Raw genomic sequence first — 17613 nt, forward strand, 5'->3', positions numbered from 1 at the left:
ATGGGCCTGGCAATATGTGCTTCGCGACGAGCCGGATCGCCATTTCACCACCTAGGAGCCACTGCATCGATGTTTTCGGAATTCGCCAGAGTGATCGTGGAAAAACTCTCACACATCAATCTGCTGACACTCGGTCTCCTGTTGCTCACGGCGCTGGGGAGCGCGGTGGTCGCCTACTGGCGAACGGTCGAACAGAAATCCTTCCGGGACTTTTTCGACTTCGCCTTTCCCGCGGAAGTCATCATGCACCCATCGGCGCGAGCGGACGCATTGTTCTGGATCACGAAAAGGCTGGTGATGCCCTTCCTGCTGATTCCCGCCGGTGTCACTTTCGTTGCCGCCACGGGATATGCAACAAACCAGGCAGTCGGCTGGCTCTTCAGCATCTCGCAACCGCTGATACCCGGCCCCGCCGGCCCAGTGACGATCATCCTCTTCACCGCAACCATGCTCGTTGCTTACGATATCTCCTACTACCTATATCACGTTGCCCAGCACCGTTTCCCGTTCCTGTGGGAATTGCACAAGGTGCATCATTCGGCCGAAGTGATGGTTGGGATCACCAAGGACCGGGTTCACCCCCTGGACGATCTGATGAACCGGATCTGGGACGGCGTCATACCGGGGATCAGTTTCGGCTTGTGGAGCCTGATTGCGCTTGATCCGGTCGAGATCGCCATATTTGGCATCAACGTCTATGTCATTCGCAACATTCTCATGATGGACTTTGTTCGCCACACGCATCTGAAGATTTCCTTCGGCCGGTTGAACGGCGTCATCTTGTGTCCGCACTGGCACCAGGTGCATCACAGTGTCGACCCTCGCCACTACGACAAGAATTTCGGGCTGCTTTTTTCATTCTGGGATCGCATATTCGGAACGCAGTTCATCCCGGATCCGGACGAAGACCTCAAGTTTGGACTGATAGATCGCGACGTACGCGACTATCAGTCGCTTTTCGGACTTTACGTGCTGCCGCTCAAGAAAATGGCAAACCATATCATGCGACTCTTTCAAAAGCGCATCGATGTCGCGCAGCCGCAGGACCGTCTCCAACCATGAACAAAATGGCTTCGATTGACGCTGTTGGTGCGGAGCGACTGGAAATCGTCAGTTCGACGGATCGCCTGGCCGCCATCGAAGCCGAATGGGTAGACCTATGGCATCGTACCCATGCACTGATCTTTCAGAGCCATGCCTGGGTTTCGGCATGGTGGAGCACCGTGCGTGACCGCGACCGGCGCTCGCTGCGGATCGGCCTGGTATGGAGCGATGACAGGCTGGTCGCTGTCATTCCCCTGGCGATCGGCAGACGAAAAGGACTTCGGCTCCTCGAATGGGCCGCCAATAGCTATACGGACTATGGTGATATTCTTGTCGCGCCGGAATGCTCCCTATCGGCCCTCCAGAACCTCTGGAACCGGATCTGTTCGGCGGGTGGCTTCGATCTTGCTTTTATCAATCGTCTGTCGCCGGATGCGGCAGCCCGCAGGATTTTTACACCGGGCTCTTCCAGCGGCGTCAAGCTTCGCGCCAATCACCGGGAGGAAGTCAGTTATCGCGTCGCTGGACAGTGGGCCAGCGGAGCAGCATGGCTGGCGGACCAGCCGAAAAAGATGCGCCAGAACTATCGGCGCGGCATCAAGATACTGGAAGAAACAGGCGAAGTGAAATTCCGCCTCCTGTCGGCCGACGAGCCGCTGCAGCCATTGCTGGAGCGACTGTCGGCGCTGAAGCGCAGATGGCTGGAAAAGCACACGCGTGAATCCGACCTTTTCGAAGAGGGCGAGCCGGTTCTTGCCGCCCTGGTGGACGCGCTGTCACGCGCCGGTGTGCTGCGCATTTTCGTACTTGAATGCAATGGTGCGATGGTCGCGGTTTCCATCAACATCGTCCAGCACAACGTCATGATGGCATTCGTTACCACCTACGACCCTGACTTTAGCCGAGCGTCGCCGGGTGCGGTCCTGATTACGGAGTATATACAGTGGTCGTTTGATCACGGCTTGGGATTGGTCGATTTCCTCTGTGGCGGAGAGGCCTTCAAACATAGGTTTGCAACACAGGCCGTTACCCTCCAATCCGTTCTTGGGGCACGCACTGTGCAGGGCGCGCTCGCTTCTCTCGCTGATCGTATCTGTCAGACGATCCGCGTACGCTCACGCGGATTGGCGTCGGCGAATCCAGAGCGCCCGCCCGATGAGACTGCTTAATTTAGCTGGATAACTCGGGCATAAGCCGCCGAGCGTTGAGGGCTTGGCGTGCCACATGGGCGCGCCATTCGAAAATCCGCGTCGATTACGCCTCGGAGTCGGGACCGAATGGGGTCCTCAGGTGGAGACTTCAGCCAATTCTCGCAAATCACGTTTCTCGAGGCGCAGTTTGTTGTCTGCGAAGCGTCGCAACAGGTTCGTTGGCGTCACAAGGGTAGCAGGCTAGGTCCTGAAATCATTGAAGATTTTTCGGACAGGGCGCTACCATAGGTCCGCGTTTCCACTATGATTTCAACACCTTAGGTAGGCTGGTAGCGGGAGAGGGATTCTAATCGCTAATTAAATCAGACAGTTAAGAGGTATTAGTCAGCATTTTCCAGAAAATTGTTCCACAAATGAAGTGCGATATGTTCGATCCATTCGTAGCAACGCTGAGAGGGGCGGTTCGGGCGTTCGTTGTCGGCCAACAGAAAAATGAAGGGAATTATCCCCTTGACGTACGTGGGCCACAAAAGAACCTAAGTCCGAAGGTGTGATGGCTGTGCTGCAACAGCAGCCTAGACACAACACACAAGGACAGACATAAAATGGAAGACGATACGAACGTCACATACCGCGTTGGCTCAGTGAACGATCCGACCAACGTAGGGAAGTCAGCCATAAATCGGGAACTTGCCATGTTCGCAGCGGGCCATTTGAGGCGCGACGAGTGCTTGGTCCTGGAGAAAACCCAGTGGGAAGAAAAATACGATAAGATGCGTCCGGCGTGGACAGTCATCCTTGATGCCGAACATGAACCCGGTGAGTGGGACCTGGGGTTTCGTGCGAGAGTAGCTTAAACAAGCCAGAAACACGGGTTCGATCCCCGTACGCCCTGCCATGGGGCGGTCGTCTAGCGGTTAGGACGCTGGCCTTCATCAAACGCCGCTCCCTTCGGGTTGAGCGGCGTTTTTATATGTCAAAGCGCGGTGCAGGATGTATTGGAGGCTTTCGCGGCAGGGCGACGATCTTGGGCGTATAAGGGTTCTTTGGTATACCCTCCACCCACTTCTCAAAATTCAGAAGGGTCACGCACTTCCCTTCCGCATTCTTGTGTTTCCCATCATCCATCGTATGGAACACGATGTCCTGAAGACCCAACTCATCCCGGGCAAATATGCACGTCATCAGGTGGATGGCGTCGGCCATGCCAAGCATCCTATCGTGGCCCTTAGGCTCGGGGTTTGGATAGCTGAAATCGCGGATTACGCCGCACCATTCCAGAACGCTAGGCAGCGGATCGATCGGCGAAAATGCTCCCTCAAAATCAGCGAGGAAGTCCACGAAATCACCGTAGCCGCTTGCAGTAAGATGGCTTGGCTTAATCTCTGCCATCGCAATCGTAGAATAGTGAATCTGGCATTTACCAGCGACCGCATCGCTAATGTATTGATTGATGTCCCAAAAATAATCAGCGCTTTGATCCTTAAGAAGGAACCGGATAAATACGCACGAGTCCCAAAAGTAATGAGCAGGCCGGTTGGTCAATTGTCACCGTGCCAATCATCGATGGTGAACGTTTCAAATGTGCCGCGCCACCGTGCAAAATCCGGGTTCTCTTTGATAAGGCGCGGCTTTTCAATCACTTCAATCTTGGATGGCAGTCCGCCAGTTCCGTCGTAGTGCGCGCGGCCTGTTAGCCGCACACGGCGACCAAGGACAGTTCTTATATCGTCAATCGAAAAGCCGGGGCAGTCGCACGTGATCTCTTTGCCGCCGGCGGTTAACCGAACGATGAATTTGGGGGTACTGTGTCTAATATCGGTTTCAAGAATTTTCCCATCGAAGCTACCGACTGTGACGCCCTTGAACCATTTGGCCTCAGCGACTTCGGGGTCTGGTATCGTTATGGCCTCGGTGGCATTCGATAGGAAAGTCTCGTCAATTACGACTGTCTCGAAATTATCTACCGTTATCTCTGCATGGTCATAGGTTTTGGCAACGTCCTTCGCTACTGCGACCAGCTGCTTGACGCATTCCAGATGTTCCCGAGCAAATTGATAGTGCTGGGTATCAACCGAGCGGACGCATTGCTCGAAGATTTCCACGCTTGAATAGTCTGGAGCCTTCGAGCTTATACGGAACTCTCTCAGCGTGGCTGAAGCGCTGGTCGGTTTGAGATCCACGATAACAAAATCAAAGCGTTGCTGCCCATTAGCCGCCTTATCTGCCGCTTCCATAGCCCTAACCAGGGCCGCTAGTTTTTGCGCGAAAACGCTGGCGAGAACCTTGCCTTGGAGATCGGCAGTCCCGACTATGCGAAATCTGACTTGGTGGCTATCAAGCTCTGCCACGGCAAACACCATCCATTGCGGCTCAATGTATTACATTGTAACCTTTCGACAAGGTTTATGCAAGTAAGTTCTTGATTCGGAAGGAAAAAACGTTCCCTGCTTGTCGCTCAAGGATGCCTTAAGGGACGGAAAACTTGAGGATTTTATCCGCCAGCACGAGGCGGCCAGCGTCGGCCCAATTGAAGAGGCTGCGTTCCTCGAAGCAGCCTCCAAAGTCATCAAACGCGAGCCACGATCAGATCGAACATCGCGTTCTGCATCACGCGGTGGTTCGACCGGAAAGTCGGTCGAGCGAGCCGAAACCTTGAACACCTCCCAGAAGCTTTCGACGTGATTGGTCGAATGGGTCTCGCCCGTCCGGTAGTCGTAAACCAAGGAGATTTTCTCGCCATGCGGCACGCGTTGTGCCCGACGTGTAATTTTCTTCATCCGAAGTGTGGAGTCGGGCGTAGGGACGCATACCCACAAATGAGTCCACACTGCCGAGTAAATCGATTTAAGTCCCTATGCGCACCGAGACCAACTAATTGATTTTATTGATCTTTTAGCCGTCGAAAAGAAGGCTGGTAGAGGGAGAGGAACTGATATCCAACCTTCTCCGTCGTGGTCGAGTCGCCGGTTGTCGAGGATTTGGAGAAACGACGAAAGCACTAAGCAGGAAGACCGGCCTTAACTTCCAGCCTGCTAATGCCGAGGTTCCAAAGCGAGCCATACGCGAACTGCAAAGAAGTCGCCATTTTTCTCAACTGCAGCGCTTTTCCTTTTCGTCACCGAATGTATGTAGCCGTAGTGCATGCTGCTTTCGATCGAAGACCTGCATAAATCCTATCTTGGCCCCGAAGGCCCGGTGCCCGTCCTGCGCGGGGTGACGCTCTCGCTCAATGCCGGCGAGACGCTGGCGCTGACCGGCGAATCCGGCTCGGGCAAGAGCACCCTGCTGCACCTCGTGGCAGGGCTGGCTGCCGCCGACGGCGGGCGCGTCCTGCTCGACGGCCAGCAAGTCACGACGCTCGATGACCGCGGCCGCGCTCGACTCAGGCGACGCACCATAGGCATCATCTTCCAGCAGTTTAACCTCATCCCCTCCCTGAACGTCGCCGCCAACATCGCCTTTCAGGCGCGTCTGAACGGCGTGCCTGAAGCGCGGGAGCTGTCACGGCTGGCCCGCGCGTTGGGCCTCGAGTCTCAACTGAAGAAATATCCGGAGCAACTGTCCGGCGGCCAGCAGCAGCGTGTGGCAATCGCCCGCGCACTGGCGGCCCGGCCGAAGCTGATCCTCGCAGACGAGCCGACTGGCAACCTCGACGAGGCGACGGCGGACGACGTGATGGAGCAATTGCTTGCGCTTGTGGCGCAGAACGGCGCGACGCTCCTGATGGTAACGCACTCCCGGCGCCTTGCAGCACGTCTGGGGCGCCGAGCGCATCTCAGCGAGGGCCACCTCGCATGACCGGCGCGGTTCTCTCGGCACTGGCGTCGCACTGGCGACGCAACCGGCTCCAATTGCTGACGCTGGTACTCGGCCTTGCGCTGGCGACGGCCCTCTGGTCGGGAGTGCAGGCGATCAACGCCGAGGCACGCGCCAGCTACGACGCGGCTGCCGCCACGCTGGCCGACGGGCAGTTCGACCAACTTCTGCCGCGCCATGGTGATTCCATGCCGCAGGCGCTTTTCGTCGCCCTCCGCCGCGCCGGCTGGCTGGTCAGCCCCGTCGTGGAGGGAAAGCTGCCAGTCGGCAGCACTACAGTGAGGCTGGTCGGCGTCGATCCGCTGACTGCGCGGCCGGGATCAGCTGGGAGCGCGTTGCTGGCGCGCGCCGACCTCAACCGCTTCCTGCGCGCGGACACGCTGGTCGCCGGCCCGGAGATGGCCGCGCTCCTTGCGACGAACCTGCCCAACCCGGTTCTGGTCGACCAGGCGGTTGCGCCAGGTACCGTGCTCGCCGACGTCGGCGTCGCCCAGACACTGCTCGGCCGGCCCGGGCGCATCAGCCGTCTGATCCTCCTGCCGGAGCAGCCCGTGCGACAACGACCACTAACCGAGATCGCTCCAGACCTCCTGCTCCAGCGCGCGCATGCCGCGGCCGATGTCGGCCGGCTGACCGATAGCTTCCATCTCAACCTCACGGCATTCGGCTTCCTCAGCTTCGCGGTCGGCATCTTCATCGTCCACGGCGCGATCGGTCTTGCTTTCGAGCAGCGGCGCGGCATGGTTCGCACCCTGCGAGCGCTCGGCGTGCCGCTCGCCCACCTGATCTTGCTGATGGCGCTGGAGCTTGTTGTGCTGGCGACGCTTGCGGGCGCCCTCGGCACCGCGCTCGGCTATCTCATCGCAGCGCTCCTGCTGCCGGACGTCGCCGCGACGCTAAGGGGACTCTATGGCGCAGACGTCGCAGGCACGCTGCAAATTCGTCCGGAATGGTGGCTTTCGGGAATGGCCATGGCGCTGAGCGGCGCACTACTCGCCTCCGCGAGCGCATTATGGCGGCTGGCGCGGATGCCGGTCCTTGCGAGCGCCGGCGGGCGCGCCTGGGCGCTGGCCTCGGGAGAGTCGCGAAAGCTGCAGGCCGCGGCGGCGCTCGTGCTGCTCGCGGCAGCGGCGGTGCTGGCCATCACCGGAGTGGGGCTGGCCGCTGGTTTCGCGCTGCTCGCCTGTCTGCTGCTCGGCGCAGCACTTGCGCTGCCGTATTGTCTCGCTGCGATCCTGCGTCTCTTCGAAGGGCAAGCCGTCCGCGTCATGGCGCAATGGTTCTGGGCCGACACGCGCCAGCAACTGCCCGGCCTTGGGTTGGCGCTGATGGCGCTGTTGCTCGCCATGGCCGCGAACGTCGGCGTGTCTACCATGGTATCGAGCTTCCGCCTGACCTTCATCGGCTTCCTCGACCAGCGCCTGTCGGCCGAACTCTATGTCGACGCGGAGGCCGTCGCCGACCGGGCGGCATTGGAACGTTTCCTCGAGGCGCGCGCCGACGCCGTGCTGCCGATCATGTCAGTTGATGCGACGCTCGCCGGTATGCCGGCGGAGATTTTTGGGGCGCGCATCGGCGACACCTACCGCGAGAACTGGCGCTTCCTCGATGGCGTTCCCGCGGTCTGGGACGAGGTCGAAGAAGGCAGGGCTGTCGTCATCAATGAGCAACTTTCCCGCCGCGCCGGGCTGCGAGTTGGCGAGATGCTCAAGCTCGGTCCAGGGCTGTCGCTGCCAATCGCCGGCGTCGTAGGCGATTATGGAAACCCGATCGGCCAGGCCATCGTCGGCGAGGCGCTGTTCCGCCAGGCTTTCCCCGGCATCGTGCCGTCTCGCTACGGCGTGCGCAGCGACGATCCGCAGGGCCTGCGCCGGGAGCTCATAGACGCATTAGACTTGCCGCCCGCGCGCATCATCGACCAGGCGGAGCTCAAGGCGTTGTCGCTTTCGGTCTTCGAGCGCACCTTCTCGGTGACGGGGGCGCTGAACGTGCTGACGCTGGCGGTTTCCGCCTTCGCGATCCTGATGAGCCTGCTCACGCTGGCGGCGATGCGATTGCCTCAGATGGCACCGGTCTGGGCGATGGGGACGCCCCAGCGCCGCCTTGCCGGGCTCGAGATCCTGCGCACCGTGCTGCTCGCGGGGATCACTGCGGCACTCGCCTTCCCACTGGGTCTGGCGCTCGCCTGGGTGCTCCTCGCCATCATCAACGTCGAGGCGTTCGGCTGGCGCCTGCCGATGTACCTGTTTCCGGTTGAATACGCGCGCCTGATGCTCTTCGCGCTCGGCGCTGCGCTGCTCGCCGCGCTCTGGCCCGCATGGCGGCTGGCGCGCATGGAGCCGGCAGCGCTGCTGGGGATATTCGCCAATGAACGCTAGAGCGCTCATTTTCCTGCTGCTGGCCGTCGGCAATGCCTTCGCCCAGGGCTTTGCCGGGCTCGGCACGGACGCCGAAGGCTTCGCCGTTCCGGAACGGGGCAAGGAGTTCAAGTTCCCGCAGGATCATGGAGCCCATCCGGACTACCGGATCGAGTGGTGGTACCTGACCGCGAACCTCACCGGGCCCGACGGTGCGGACTACGGGCTGCAATGGACGCTGTTCCGCTCTGCGCTCGCGCCGACCGAGGCCGTGGGATGGGAGAGCCCACAGATGTGGTTCGGCCATGCAGCCGTGACAAATGCCACGACTCACCTCGCCACCGAGCGTTTCGGGCGCGGCGGAACAGGCCAGGCGGGCGTAACGGTGGAGCCCTTTGCGGCCTGGATCGACGACTGGCAGATGGCGGGCGCCACCTTCGATGGCCTGCGTCTCACGGCGACCGGAAAGGACTTCGCCTACGACATCGCAATGCATGCCCAAGGCCCGCTCGTTTTCCACGGCGACCAAGGCTACTCGGTCAAGTCGGCGAAAGGGCAGGCGAGTTACTACTATTCCCAGCCCTTCCTCGCGGTCGAGGGAACACTCACGCTGCCGGAGGGTGTGGTCCCGGTGCGCGGCGCCGCGTGGCTGGACCACGAATGGTCGTCGCAGCCGCTCGCGGAGGGCCAGGCCGGCTGGGACTGGTTCTCGCTCTCCTTCGACACGGGCCAGAAACTGATGGGTTTCCGCCTGCGAGACGTCGCGGGCGGTGGCTTCACCGCTGCCACCTGGATCGCGGCGGACGGTAGACCAACGCCTTATGACAACGGCAAGCTTGTCATGACTCCGCTGGACACGAGCCGGGTGGAGGGGCGCGACATTCCTACGCGATGGCATCTCATCTTGCCCGACCGTGCGCTCGACGTCACCGTGGGCGCCCTCAACTCTCAGGCATGGATGGCTCTCAGTATCCCCTACTGGGAAGGTCCGGTCCGGGTGATCGGCACCCACACGGGCAAGGGCTATCTGGAGATGACTGGATACGAGAGGCAATGAGTTGGATCGCCTGCGGGAAGGTGCAGCACCCTGCGCTTGGCGGTATCTCAATGTTCTCGGCACTTGAACTAGGCCGCCCCTCGCGGGCATACTAAGCTTAAGGGATTTCGACCCGTGGAGCGGGCATCCCAACGTTTCACCTCCAGCTGAGTATAGTAGTTTTCGTTTATTACCTGGGATTAACGAAGGTAATTGAAAGGAAACGAAGATGATATGTGGAAGCATTTCGGCTAATTTCATTGAGGCAGGAGCAATAATAGAGTTCGATCTAGGCTCAGTGATTACAGCTGAACATGACCTGTTTTTTCTATCTATGCCAAACGGCGGATATGGAAGTCTCTATCCATTCGACAAGCGTGCTAACACAATTTTCGTGTCTGCAGAGATAGCGCCTGCATCATATCGAAACTTTAGGCTCGAGTTGGTCGAAGGAAATCGATGGCGGCTAGAAGTGTTTATGAAGGGAGTTGAGGTAGGAATTTGAGCAATTACTTCTTTGATATCGCCTGATTGCGTGTCAATTGCAATTGGCTGTCGGGATAGGGTCTTGACGGGGGCTGGCGATTCAACGGCGTTGGATTGTTAGCGAGAGTCGTGATTGTTTGGTCCGGGAACGTTGAATGCTGATTTAGGTGGACAACTCGCACGATGAGGTCATCCCTTGTTGACGCGTTAGACATGCTCATTGGCATGTCATGAGCAGGGTCAAATACGGCCGTACGCCACGTCAATCCGAACGCTGTTGACTGGCCTAGGGCGATATCTGGGGGCCTGAGATGTGCTGCGCATTTAAGCCACTACATGCAAACGATCGGTCAGCGCAGTCGGTTGTTGCCACCGACGACGGCGCCAGAGCTAGCCGTGCGAAAGAATAATTCCCGCCTTCGGGCCGACCAACAGCCATGTCATCATCTTGCCCTTGCCCTTGACGTCAATAGGGCCGCGGCTTTCGAGTTCAAACTGGTCCTTCACAAGTTCGTAGGTCTCCGGCGAAATCTGGATCCTGCCCGGCACGCCTGTAGTCTCCATGCGCGATGCGACATTCACCGGATCGCCCCAGACGTCATAGAAGAACTTCTTCACTCCTACGACGCCCGCAACAACCGGGCCGCTGCCTATGCCTATGCGGATCGACACGGCGCGTTCATGAGGATCGTGCATCCGGCGGGCGGCATTGAGCATTTCGATCCCAAGACAGACCAGAGCAGCGGCGTGATCCGATCGCGCCACTGGCACGCCGCTGACCACCATGTAGTTATCGCCCGTGGTTTTGATCTTCTCAAGCCCATGGCGTTCAACCAGCTGATCAAAGGCCGTGAAAACGTCGTTGAGGAATCCGACAAGTTGGACGGGCGAAGTCTGGCTGGCCTCCGCGGTGAACCCTGCCATGTCGGCGAAAAGAATCGACGCGTGCTCGTGGTTGTCGGCAATGACTTGCGTGGGGCCGGACCTCAGCCGATCTGCAATAGCTGTAGGCAGGACGTTTGCCAGCAATGACTCGGATCGTCCATATTCGTACTCTGCGATTGCCTCGGAGCGTGCGGCTTCGCGAACCGCATAGAACACGACTGCCACCATGACCGTCATGGTGGCAGTCACAACCGCGATGAAGCCGCCTAGCATTGCTGCCCCGTCTAGGAGTCCGGCGTTGCGCGGAGCAAAGATTTCCAAAGCCAGGATCAACGCCAAGGAGACAATGCCGACGATGAGTGGAGGTGCGACCGGTTCCACACCCAGAACTAGCACTGCGCCGGCAGCAAATGCCAAATACTCCATTTGCATGCCGCTATCGGTACCGACCAAGAAGCAAACGACGAAGATTACGGGGTAACTCACCAAAATAAAAATCTTGGCGGCAACGTTCGGTCCTACGCGATGCAGCAGAGGAATAGCAAACAGGAGAACGGCCATTCCCATATCAATGAGGCCGACGATGCGGAGCTTGGAGTTTGGCAGGAATAAACCGGCAAATCCTAGCCAAACCAGGGCCATGCTCCAACACGTGATATTGAGAACGCGAAGTCGTCTGGCAACTTTCCTCGGATACCGTTCCGTTCCGTAGCTGAGGGCTTCAAGCACGCGCATTAGGAATATCCGCCAAGAGATTGGAGACCGAAATGGGCATAGCCGCGCCTATGTGACGTTTTGCTCCCACTTCCCCGTTCACGTCGGCCTGCCGTGCCCCCCGTCAGCGGCCGCAGGCTACGCATTCGAGATCCACCACGCGTCAGGCTGAAATGGTCGCCACAACTGCGTCGCCCCCATCGCAAGGATGAGGATGGTGCTTGCTCCGGTGAACAGCGCTGTAGGTATCTGCTTCAGGTGAGCGCCGAAGCTGCTGCATCGTCTGGCCTCGCCTCTAAGGCCGCCGGCTAAATCGCGGCCGTTCAATGACAATCGAAATTCCGGGTTGTGTTCGCACCTCTGAATCCAACAACTTTAGCACAAGTTGAAGGGAACTTCAGCAGCTCCTACAGAATAAACGCGGGTGTGCTCCGGCCTGTGAATGACCGAATATGCGCGCATCGCGACCGTTCTCTATGTTACGGTTGGGTGATGAGCCAGTCGTCCGCTGGTCAGTACGACCCTACGTATCACCGCTCTGGCGCAACGGGCGCAGCGATCGAGATCCTTCAAGGCATCACAGGGCGCGACATGAATGTCTTCGACTGGTTTGCGACTGCGCCGGAATGGCGTACGGGCTTATAACTGTGAGCTGGGTGAAGGAGATTCTAGGCGAACCGCCTATTGGACCGCCACAAGCTCCGCTCTAGCCACCACCTTTTGGCCACCCTTCCTTTCTTTGGTGGCCCTGTATTCAGCTTCCCACGGCAATGCGTCGAAGTCGGGCCTGTGCCCCGCTTCACGTTAGGCGGCCTGAGTGAGGTAAGTTGCCTTGTCCCGCTCCGGCAGCTGCCAGTGCTTCCGCTTCGTGGATCAGTTCCGGCCCGTAGAGGGCATTCACGATCTCTTCGCTCGGCAGCACGCCAGGCAGGCAGTGCTCCTCGATTGTGCCTCGCGATCGACGATCGAAAGTTATAGCTGGGTATGGTGACGCTGACGTGGTCCTCGTCGACCCGTCTGCGCACCGTGGCCGTTATCGCCACCTCGTCACCGATGGCTATTCCCCGCGCCATGAGGGATTCTGGAGCTGGCGGCCTGTTAGTCAAGAGATTGCTAATATGCAACCGGAGGCGCAAAGTGTCAGATAGATGAAGCTCTTCTTGATCGCGCTCGCCGTCGCTCATAACTGGTATACCGGCTACCATGATCCGGTCACCGGCTATGAATGCTGCGACAAGAAGGATTGCAGGGTCATCAGCTCGCGCTATGTCGAGCCTTTGCCGGGCGGCGATTTCAATATCCGCACTGGGCCCAAGAGCCGATATTTCATCTCTAAGAAGCGCGTTCTAGAGAGCGAAGACAGCCAGTATCACATCTGCACGTCGCCCCCGAATATGACTATCCGCTGCTTCTTTGCGCCCCACGTGGAGGCGAGCCGATAGGGGCTGATTTCGGTTTCGGGAGCCGCAACGAACCAAGGCTCAAGTGTTGCACGAATGAGACAGTAAATTTGGCGAACTCTGGTAGATATCTTGTTCTGACCTAGTGGGGGACAACGATGCGCAGCCTTTCAGTTGCAATTGCAGGTATTTTGACGATGCTGGCCGGAGCGGCATTTGCCGCAGACCCGATGACCATCGTTCCATCTGAAAGCAGCGCCATCAACTGGTCAGGAGCCTACATCGGCGCCGTAGCCGGATATGGTTGGAACAGCGATCACTACGATTTCGGCCCCCCCGGTGTCGATGTTGATTCGGATGGCTTCATTGGCGGCCTGACCGCAGGGTACAATTGGCAGCGGGGCCAGATCGTGTTCGGCGTTGAGGGCGACGTGTCATACGCCAATATTCACGGCAGCGCCCTTGAGGTTCCGTTTGTGCCGCCATGCGGCAATGAAGGCTGTACAGCCGATGTCGACTGGTACGGGACGGGCCGCGTGCGCGTTGGCTATGCGTTCGAGAATTTCCTCCCATATCTCACGGGCGGCTTTGCTGTCGGTAAGGTCAAGGGCACGGCTGACCTGGGAGCCTGCGGCTTTACGCCAACATGCGGCTATGACGAGACCAGGTGGGGCTGGGCGGCCGGCGCTGGACTTGAATGGGCGCTGAACCAGCAGCTGTCGTTCAAGGCTGAGTATATGCACGTCGACCTGGGCACTCCCGAGTTCAACACGCCTTCTTCTGTCCCATCGACTGACAATATCGACTTCGATACTGTCCGCGTAGGCATCAACTATCACTTCTGAGGCTACGCCTTTCTGTCGTCGGTTTATTCTGAAGGAGAAAACCTTGAAGAAAATCTATTTGAAGCCAACGTTGGCGAAGCGCGGTAAACTGTCGGCTGTGATCGCTGGCGGTCCATCCTCCCCGGGCCCCGTGGCAACATAAAGTCTGTTACCGCCACATTCCGAGCTCCTTGGTGACGTCCAGCTTGGCGGATTGACTGCCTTAGCTCTATATCGGCCGGATGGGAAAGGCTGGACGTTCCAATCGCTGATCGACAAAAAGATGACGGCCACGGCGTACTGCCACACCTCAGCGTGCCGTCATAAGCAGGAGCTTGAACTGGTGAAGCTCCGCGACCATTTTGGCGAAGAGGCGCCGGCCAGGGCCGACCTCATTCCCAAGCTGAAATGCGCCAAGTGGGGCAGCAAGAAAGTCGGGCTGATCTACTCGCTGGACACCAGCTCGAACGCCTGTGGCAAGGCGAAGGGCAGCTAACCCGCGATCACCATACCCAGGCCTACGGCGACGCCTAGGAACAGCTTGCCGGCAAGATCTAGGGCAAAGGCGCGGAGCGCGCCACGCGTCCTGGCGGGGCGCTCTGAGGGCGTTGGCGATGTCATCGAAGATCGTTTCCATCGGTCGAGTCAAGATCGAAAGCCGAATCTGAGAATCCCCTGTTTGTTCCGTCAAAGTCTAACGATCAGGGAAGCGACCTGCAGTAACCGTTGATTCAACCATTGCTGGTATAAGTGTGGGGTGGGTGGCGGCTCCGACAGCTCGGGGGTGGAACTGGGTGCCGAAGCCGCCTGCGCAGCCAAGGTTGGGGTTTGACCGCGCCGTCCTATTCTGGGACAGCGCGGTCAACGATTCGTTAAAATGTTCCGGACCTAATTAAGTCGGTGCTAATTGCGCCCTTCGGCCTTTTTGCGTCAGCCGGGAACATCCTCGCTCCAAGGCTGTTCGGTCACACCCGGCTCGTTCTCAGCGGTCCCTGCCGGTGACCAAGATGGCCCCTCACTCATCATGGTCGGCCCGCGCTCGGAACAGGCGCGGGCCATCCCTGCCACAAGCCCGGCGTCTCCAGATGTCAGCGCCCTGGCGCGAGCCGGAATGCATAACGATTGCGGATGTGGCTGTTAAAATAGACCCCCTTGGCAAAGGCAGCTTTGAACGCGGCAAACGCCTCAGCAGGTACGTCCAAAAACTCGTATTTCTTCCCGCTCGCTACAAACCAAACCGAGAGAACCCTGGTGTTCGGGTCATAGTCGAACTTGCGTATCGAGGTCGACGGCATGGTATGCCATCCAAAAACTCAGCTAGCCGGGTTGGATCGCCAGCTACAGGCTGAAACTGTATTCGAAGATGTGGCCGCGCTTCTCGTCGGCAACCCTGATCCAAATGGGTTCGCTGGTGCGCAGAGTGACGTCGCGCTCTGTCGCTTCCCGCGCCGCCCTGATCGGCGTTGTCGCGTGGACGATGTGGGTAGCCGTTACGGTATTGCCGTCCATTTCCTCAACGTGGTATTTCGGCACTTTTGGTCCTAAGCGTCCAGTTCGAGCGGCTCGTGCTTCGGATCGGCATGATAAGTGACCTGGCGAAAATCGCGCATATCAATCTGTTGCCCGCAAACAGGGCAAGGAAGGAAATGCGCGAGTTCGCTCGCGGGCGGGCCTTCATGTCGGTGCCCGATTAGTGGTCTGCCGAGATCAGACAGCCTGGTCATTGTTTCCGCAGCGCCTTGGCTACCCGCTCCAAAGTCTCGCGTTGGTTGCCGTGCTTCGCGATCAGCTCTTTGACCTGCTGGGGTGTGATGCCGGTCTTTGTTGCGAAATATTCAACTTCATAATCCTCATCGGCCGAGACACGGTCCCGATCGCGAAAATCCCGCTTGCTCTTGTCGTCGGCCATATCGATTCCTCCTTCGCTCATCCCGCAACGCCGAGTTGACGTGTTTGTTGCACCCAAGAGGCTGATTTCCGGTTTCGGAACTATTTTAGCTTAATCTTATTGAATCGCCGGAGGGTGGGTCAGTGCATGAGTTTGAAGTTCATCGAGCCGTTGATGCCGACCCTTGTGGAGAAGCCTCCCGAGGGTGAAGGCTGGACCCACGAGGTCAAGTTCGACGGCTACCGATCGCAGATGACCATCGATGAAGACGGCACGCGCATTTATACGCGCAACGGTCACGACTGGACGGCGAAATATCGCGACCTGGTGAGAGAGGCCAAGAGCCTTGGTGCCGATAGCGCCATTGTCGACGGCGAGATCGTCGTTCTGAACGACAGGGGCCTTTCGGACTTCGCAGCGCTGCGCAAAGCTATCACCCGCCGGCAGCACGACTTGTATTTTGTTGCCTTTGATCTGCTTCATCTTAACGGCCATAATCTGCGAGACATGGCGCTGGAGGAGCGGCGCGATATCCTGGCCAGCATGATCGAGCCCGGCGGGCGCATTCAATTCAGCGAGCCGCTGCCGGGGGAAGCCAAGGCCATCTTTCACTTGCTCGACAAGGCCGGACTTGAAGGCATGGTGTCGAAGCGGAAGGACAGCAAATACCGCAGCGGTCCCTCGACCAACTGGCTGAAGGCCAAGTGCTATGCGATCGACGAGTTCGATCTGCTCGGCGTCGAGCGTGAAGCTGGCAAGCCGGCTTTCGCTCTGATGGCTGAGCGCGGCACCGGGCGTTATGTCGGAAGCGCATTCGTCACCTTGAACCGGGAAATGCGCGAGAGGCTATGGAAACGCGTCCAGGAGCACTCAGGCACGGCGCCCAAGGGCATCATGAAGCGGCCGGCGACGCAATGGGTAAAGCCGGGCCTGATCGGCCGCGTGAAGCACCTGCGCGGCGAGGATGACCTGCGTCATGCCTCACTCCAGGATTTCCGCGAGGAAGATTGAAGGCTATTCGGAGCCATGCCAGCAGCTGATCGCCTTACCGTCCGCTTCGCCTATCAACGAGGCTTTCAGGTGGTCGACGGCAGCGCAATTCTTCAGACGTTTGAAAAGCAGGATGAGGCCAAGTTCGTGCTCGGCCGGGGTGCTCGCGTGTGGCTGGCCTGGCAACTGGCCGGCTGCCGAAAGGGTGGCCGGCTTTTTTGTACATAAGCGGAACCTGAAATTTGGGGGCTTGTTGATAGAACAGCAGCGAGTGGGTGTTCGCTGCTGGTCGAGGTCCCGCAAGACTCGGCCGGGCTCGCATCACCTCGCCGGTCGGTGCGAGCCCACTGTTGCGCAACCAAGCGAGATCCCGTGTGTCGGCCCCTATTTGATACTAGGGGACGTCGGCTTCATCATCACGATGGTTTATGTCACGTTGTCGAACATGCCGAGCGCCGGACTCCGGCTGCAGCAGGTGCTGGTCGATAGCGGCGGCCTTGAACGCCGCAAATGCTACGGCCGGACTGCAGCTTCCATCCTTGGCCTCCGCAATTAATCGGCACGCATTCCTATAGGCCGCCGCTTCCTTATTTGGCCACTGCCCCCGGAGCGCTTCCTCGGCCTCACAGATGGAGGAAACCGTCATTGATTTCCGGTCTACCAGCTTAACGAAAAGCCGTAAAAAGGTGCCCATGGCACAACCTCCCGACCTTTTAATGCGCCGAACGCAACAAGGGTTATTTGGTTTCCATGCCTATTTGATTTTTGCCCATTTCAGCACAAGCCAATTGAATCGGCGGGTTGGGACACCGAGCCGCAGGGGAATGGCTTCCAAAATTGTATGGAACCGTGGCGACAACCACCACATTCCTACCTAAGCGATCAATTCTTCGGATGTAGCCGTGACGACGAAAAATTGCGCTACCTGTAAGGAAGGCTAAGTCCCATGAAAGACCGGTGGGAACCTGACCACCAGTTCGTCGAAGGCGCCCGCCGTAGCCAGCGCTGGGCGGAGAGAG

The 17613-nt window shown here is 58.7% G+C and carries 19 protein-coding genes; 12 read left to right on the forward strand and 7 right to left on the reverse strand.

The window, feature by feature from the left end:
* Positions 1-69: 69 nt before the first annotated feature.
* The 3 genes from NKI15_RS12310 to NKI15_RS12320 all read left to right on the forward strand — a co-directional run bounded on the left by NKI15_RS12310 (position 70) and on the right by NKI15_RS12320 (position 3052).
* Positions 70-1062 carry a sterol desaturase family protein gene (locus NKI15_RS12310; protein WP_023703933.1) on the forward strand — a complete coding sequence of 331 codons (993 nt, stop codon included), beginning with the start codon at positions 70-72 and terminating at the stop codon, positions 1060-1062.
* Positions 1059-2213 (forward strand): GNAT family N-acetyltransferase, encoded by a 1155-nt coding sequence (locus NKI15_RS12315; RefSeq protein ID WP_023696861.1) that lies wholly within the window; start codon positions 1059-1061, stop codon positions 2211-2213. The genes NKI15_RS12310 and NKI15_RS12315 overlap by 4 nt, the downstream gene beginning before the upstream one ends.
* Before the next feature lie 587 nt (positions 2214-2800).
* A complete protein-coding gene (locus tag NKI15_RS12320) occupies positions 2801-3052 on the forward strand; it encodes a hypothetical protein (protein WP_156932376.1) in 252 nt (83 codons plus the stop codon).
* 112 nt (positions 3053-3164) lie between these two features.
* Here the strand turns inward: NKI15_RS12320 and NKI15_RS12325 are convergent, their stop codons facing one another.
* Together NKI15_RS12325 and NKI15_RS12330 are read right to left on the reverse strand one after the other, a co-directional pair.
* On the reverse strand, positions 3165-3740 hold the full coding sequence (locus NKI15_RS12325; RefSeq protein ID WP_023747197.1) for a type II toxin-antitoxin system VapC family toxin: 576 nt from the start codon (positions 3738-3740) through the stop codon (positions 3165-3167).
* Positions 3737-4546 carry a hypothetical protein gene (locus tag NKI15_RS12330; RefSeq protein ID WP_352768739.1) on the reverse strand — a complete coding sequence of 270 codons (810 nt, stop codon included), beginning with the start codon at positions 4544-4546 and terminating at the stop codon, positions 3737-3739. The genes NKI15_RS12325 and NKI15_RS12330 overlap by 4 nt, the downstream gene beginning before the upstream one ends.
* A gap of 100 nt (positions 4547-4646) precedes the next feature.
* Between NKI15_RS12330 and NKI15_RS31975 the strand changes: the two genes are divergently transcribed.
* The 4 genes from NKI15_RS31975 (at position 4647) to NKI15_RS12350 (ending at position 9428) form a co-directional block, all read left to right on the forward strand.
* The gene (locus NKI15_RS31975; RefSeq protein ID WP_156932378.1) at positions 4647-4880 is read left to right on the forward strand and encodes a hypothetical protein; all 234 of its coding nucleotides are present in this window, start codon (positions 4647-4649) and stop codon (positions 4878-4880) included.
* Between the two features lie 459 nt (positions 4881-5339).
* On the forward strand, positions 5340-5996 hold the full coding sequence (locus NKI15_RS12340) for an ABC transporter ATP-binding protein (RefSeq protein ID WP_352886131.1): 657 nt from the start codon (positions 5340-5342) through the stop codon (positions 5994-5996).
* Positions 5993-8392, forward strand: a complete 2400-nt coding sequence (locus NKI15_RS12345; RefSeq protein WP_352886132.1) for an ABC transporter permease — start codon at positions 5993-5995, stop codon at positions 8390-8392. Before NKI15_RS12340 ends, NKI15_RS12345 begins: the two co-directional genes overlap by 4 nt.
* Positions 8382-9428 carry a lipocalin-like domain-containing protein gene (locus NKI15_RS12350; RefSeq protein WP_352886134.1) on the forward strand — a complete coding sequence of 349 codons (1047 nt, stop codon included), beginning with the start codon at positions 8382-8384 and terminating at the stop codon, positions 9426-9428. The genes NKI15_RS12345 and NKI15_RS12350 overlap by 11 nt, the downstream gene beginning before the upstream one ends.
* Before the next feature lie 855 nt (positions 9429-10283).
* Here NKI15_RS12350 and NKI15_RS12355 read toward each other — a convergent pair.
* Entirely contained in the window at positions 10284-11513 is a 1230-nt protein-coding gene (locus tag NKI15_RS12355) for an adenylate/guanylate cyclase domain-containing protein (protein WP_352886135.1), read from the reverse strand.
* 1139 nt (positions 11514-12652) lie between these two features.
* Here NKI15_RS12355 and NKI15_RS12360 point away from each other — a divergent pair.
* The 3 genes from NKI15_RS12360 (at position 12653) to NKI15_RS12370 (ending at position 14212) form a co-directional block, all read left to right on the forward strand.
* A complete protein-coding gene (locus tag NKI15_RS12360; RefSeq protein WP_352886136.1) occupies positions 12653-12934 on the forward strand; it encodes a hypothetical protein in 282 nt (93 codons plus the stop codon).
* A 116-nt stretch (positions 12935-13050) separates the two neighbouring features.
* Entirely contained in the window at positions 13051-13737 is a 687-nt protein-coding gene (locus tag NKI15_RS12365; protein ID WP_352886138.1) for an outer membrane protein, read from the forward strand.
* Between the two features lie 322 nt (positions 13738-14059).
* Positions 14060-14212: a hypothetical protein gene (locus tag NKI15_RS12370; protein ID WP_352886139.1), complete on the forward strand. Its 153-nt coding sequence runs from the start codon at positions 14060-14062 to the stop codon at positions 14210-14212.
* A gap of 592 nt (positions 14213-14804) precedes the next feature.
* Here the strand turns inward: NKI15_RS12370 and NKI15_RS12375 are convergent.
* The 3 genes from NKI15_RS12375 to NKI15_RS12385 form a co-directional block, all read right to left on the reverse strand.
* The gene (locus NKI15_RS12375; protein ID WP_352886140.1) at positions 14805-15011 is read right to left on the reverse strand and encodes a KTSC domain-containing protein; all 207 of its coding nucleotides are present in this window, start codon (positions 15009-15011) and stop codon (positions 14805-14807) included.
* A gap of 43 nt (positions 15012-15054) precedes the next feature.
* Positions 15055-15249 (reverse strand): hypothetical protein, encoded by a 195-nt coding sequence (locus NKI15_RS12380; protein WP_352886141.1) that lies wholly within the window; start codon positions 15247-15249, stop codon positions 15055-15057.
* Positions 15250-15436: 187 nt separating this feature from the next.
* Positions 15437-15625: a DUF3606 domain-containing protein gene (locus NKI15_RS12385; protein WP_023708231.1), complete on the reverse strand. Its 189-nt coding sequence runs from the start codon at positions 15623-15625 to the stop codon at positions 15437-15439.
* 126 nt (positions 15626-15751) lie between these two features.
* Between NKI15_RS12385 and NKI15_RS12390 the strand changes: the two genes are divergently transcribed.
* Positions 15752-16615, forward strand: a complete 864-nt coding sequence (locus NKI15_RS12390; protein ID WP_352886142.1) for an ATP-dependent DNA ligase — start codon at positions 15752-15754, stop codon at positions 16613-16615.
* 15 nt (positions 16616-16630) lie between these two features.
* On the forward strand, positions 16631-16822 hold the full coding sequence (locus NKI15_RS12395; RefSeq protein ID WP_352886144.1) for a hypothetical protein: 192 nt from the start codon (positions 16631-16633) through the stop codon (positions 16820-16822).
* 166 nt (positions 16823-16988) lie between these two features.
* On the opposite strand, the gene NKI15_RS12400 is transcribed toward NKI15_RS12395, so the two are convergent.
* Complete coding sequence (locus NKI15_RS12400; protein WP_352886146.1) at positions 16989-17288, reverse strand: DUF982 domain-containing protein; 300 nt, start codon at positions 17286-17288, stop codon at positions 16989-16991.
* Between the last annotated feature and the right edge of the window lie 325 nt (positions 17289-17613).

The organism is Mesorhizobium sp. M0862 (genome assembly GCF_040319795.1).
Taxonomy (GTDB): Bacteria; Pseudomonadota; Alphaproteobacteria; order Rhizobiales; family Rhizobiaceae; genus Mesorhizobium.

What these genes read in the sequence shown, in the direction of transcription:
- NKI15_RS12310 (WP_023703933.1), top strand. Translation starts at nt 70, where the DNA reads ATGTTTTCGGAATTCGCCAGAGTGATCGTGGAAAAACTCTCACACATC.
- NKI15_RS12315 (WP_023696861.1), top strand. Translation starts at nt 1,059, where the DNA reads ATGAACAAAATGGCTTCGATTGACGCTGTTGGTGCGGAGCGACTGGAA.
- NKI15_RS12320 (WP_156932376.1), top strand. Translation starts at nt 2,801, where the DNA reads ATGGAAGACGATACGAACGTCACATACCGCGTTGGCTCAGTGAACGAT.
- NKI15_RS12340 (WP_352886131.1), top strand. Translation starts at nt 5,340, where the DNA reads ATGCTGCTTTCGATCGAAGACCTGCATAAATCCTATCTTGGCCCCGAA.
- NKI15_RS12345 (WP_352886132.1), top strand. Translation starts at nt 5,993, where the DNA reads ATGACCGGCGCGGTTCTCTCGGCACTGGCGTCGCACTGGCGACGCAAC.
- NKI15_RS12350 (WP_352886134.1), top strand. Translation starts at nt 8,382, where the DNA reads ATGAACGCTAGAGCGCTCATTTTCCTGCTGCTGGCCGTCGGCAATGCC.
- NKI15_RS12355 (WP_352886135.1), bottom strand. Translation starts at nt 11,513, where the DNA reads ATGCGCGTGCTTGAAGCCCTCAGCTACGGAACGGAACGGTATCCGAGG.
- NKI15_RS12365 (WP_352886138.1), top strand. Translation starts at nt 13,051, where the DNA reads ATGCGCAGCCTTTCAGTTGCAATTGCAGGTATTTTGACGATGCTGGCC.
- NKI15_RS12375 (WP_352886140.1), bottom strand. Translation starts at nt 15,011, where the DNA reads ATGCCGTCGACCTCGATACGCAAGTTCGACTATGACCCGAACACCAGG.
- NKI15_RS12385 (WP_023708231.1), bottom strand. Translation starts at nt 15,625, where the DNA reads ATGGCCGACGACAAGAGCAAGCGGGATTTTCGCGATCGGGACCGTGTC.
- NKI15_RS12390 (WP_352886142.1), top strand. Translation starts at nt 15,752, where the DNA reads ATGAGTTTGAAGTTCATCGAGCCGTTGATGCCGACCCTTGTGGAGAAG.
- NKI15_RS12395 (WP_352886144.1), top strand. Translation starts at nt 16,631, where the DNA reads ATGCCAGCAGCTGATCGCCTTACCGTCCGCTTCGCCTATCAACGAGGC.
- NKI15_RS12400 (WP_352886146.1), bottom strand. Translation starts at nt 17,288, where the DNA reads ATGGGCACCTTTTTACGGCTTTTCGTTAAGCTGGTAGACCGGAAATCA.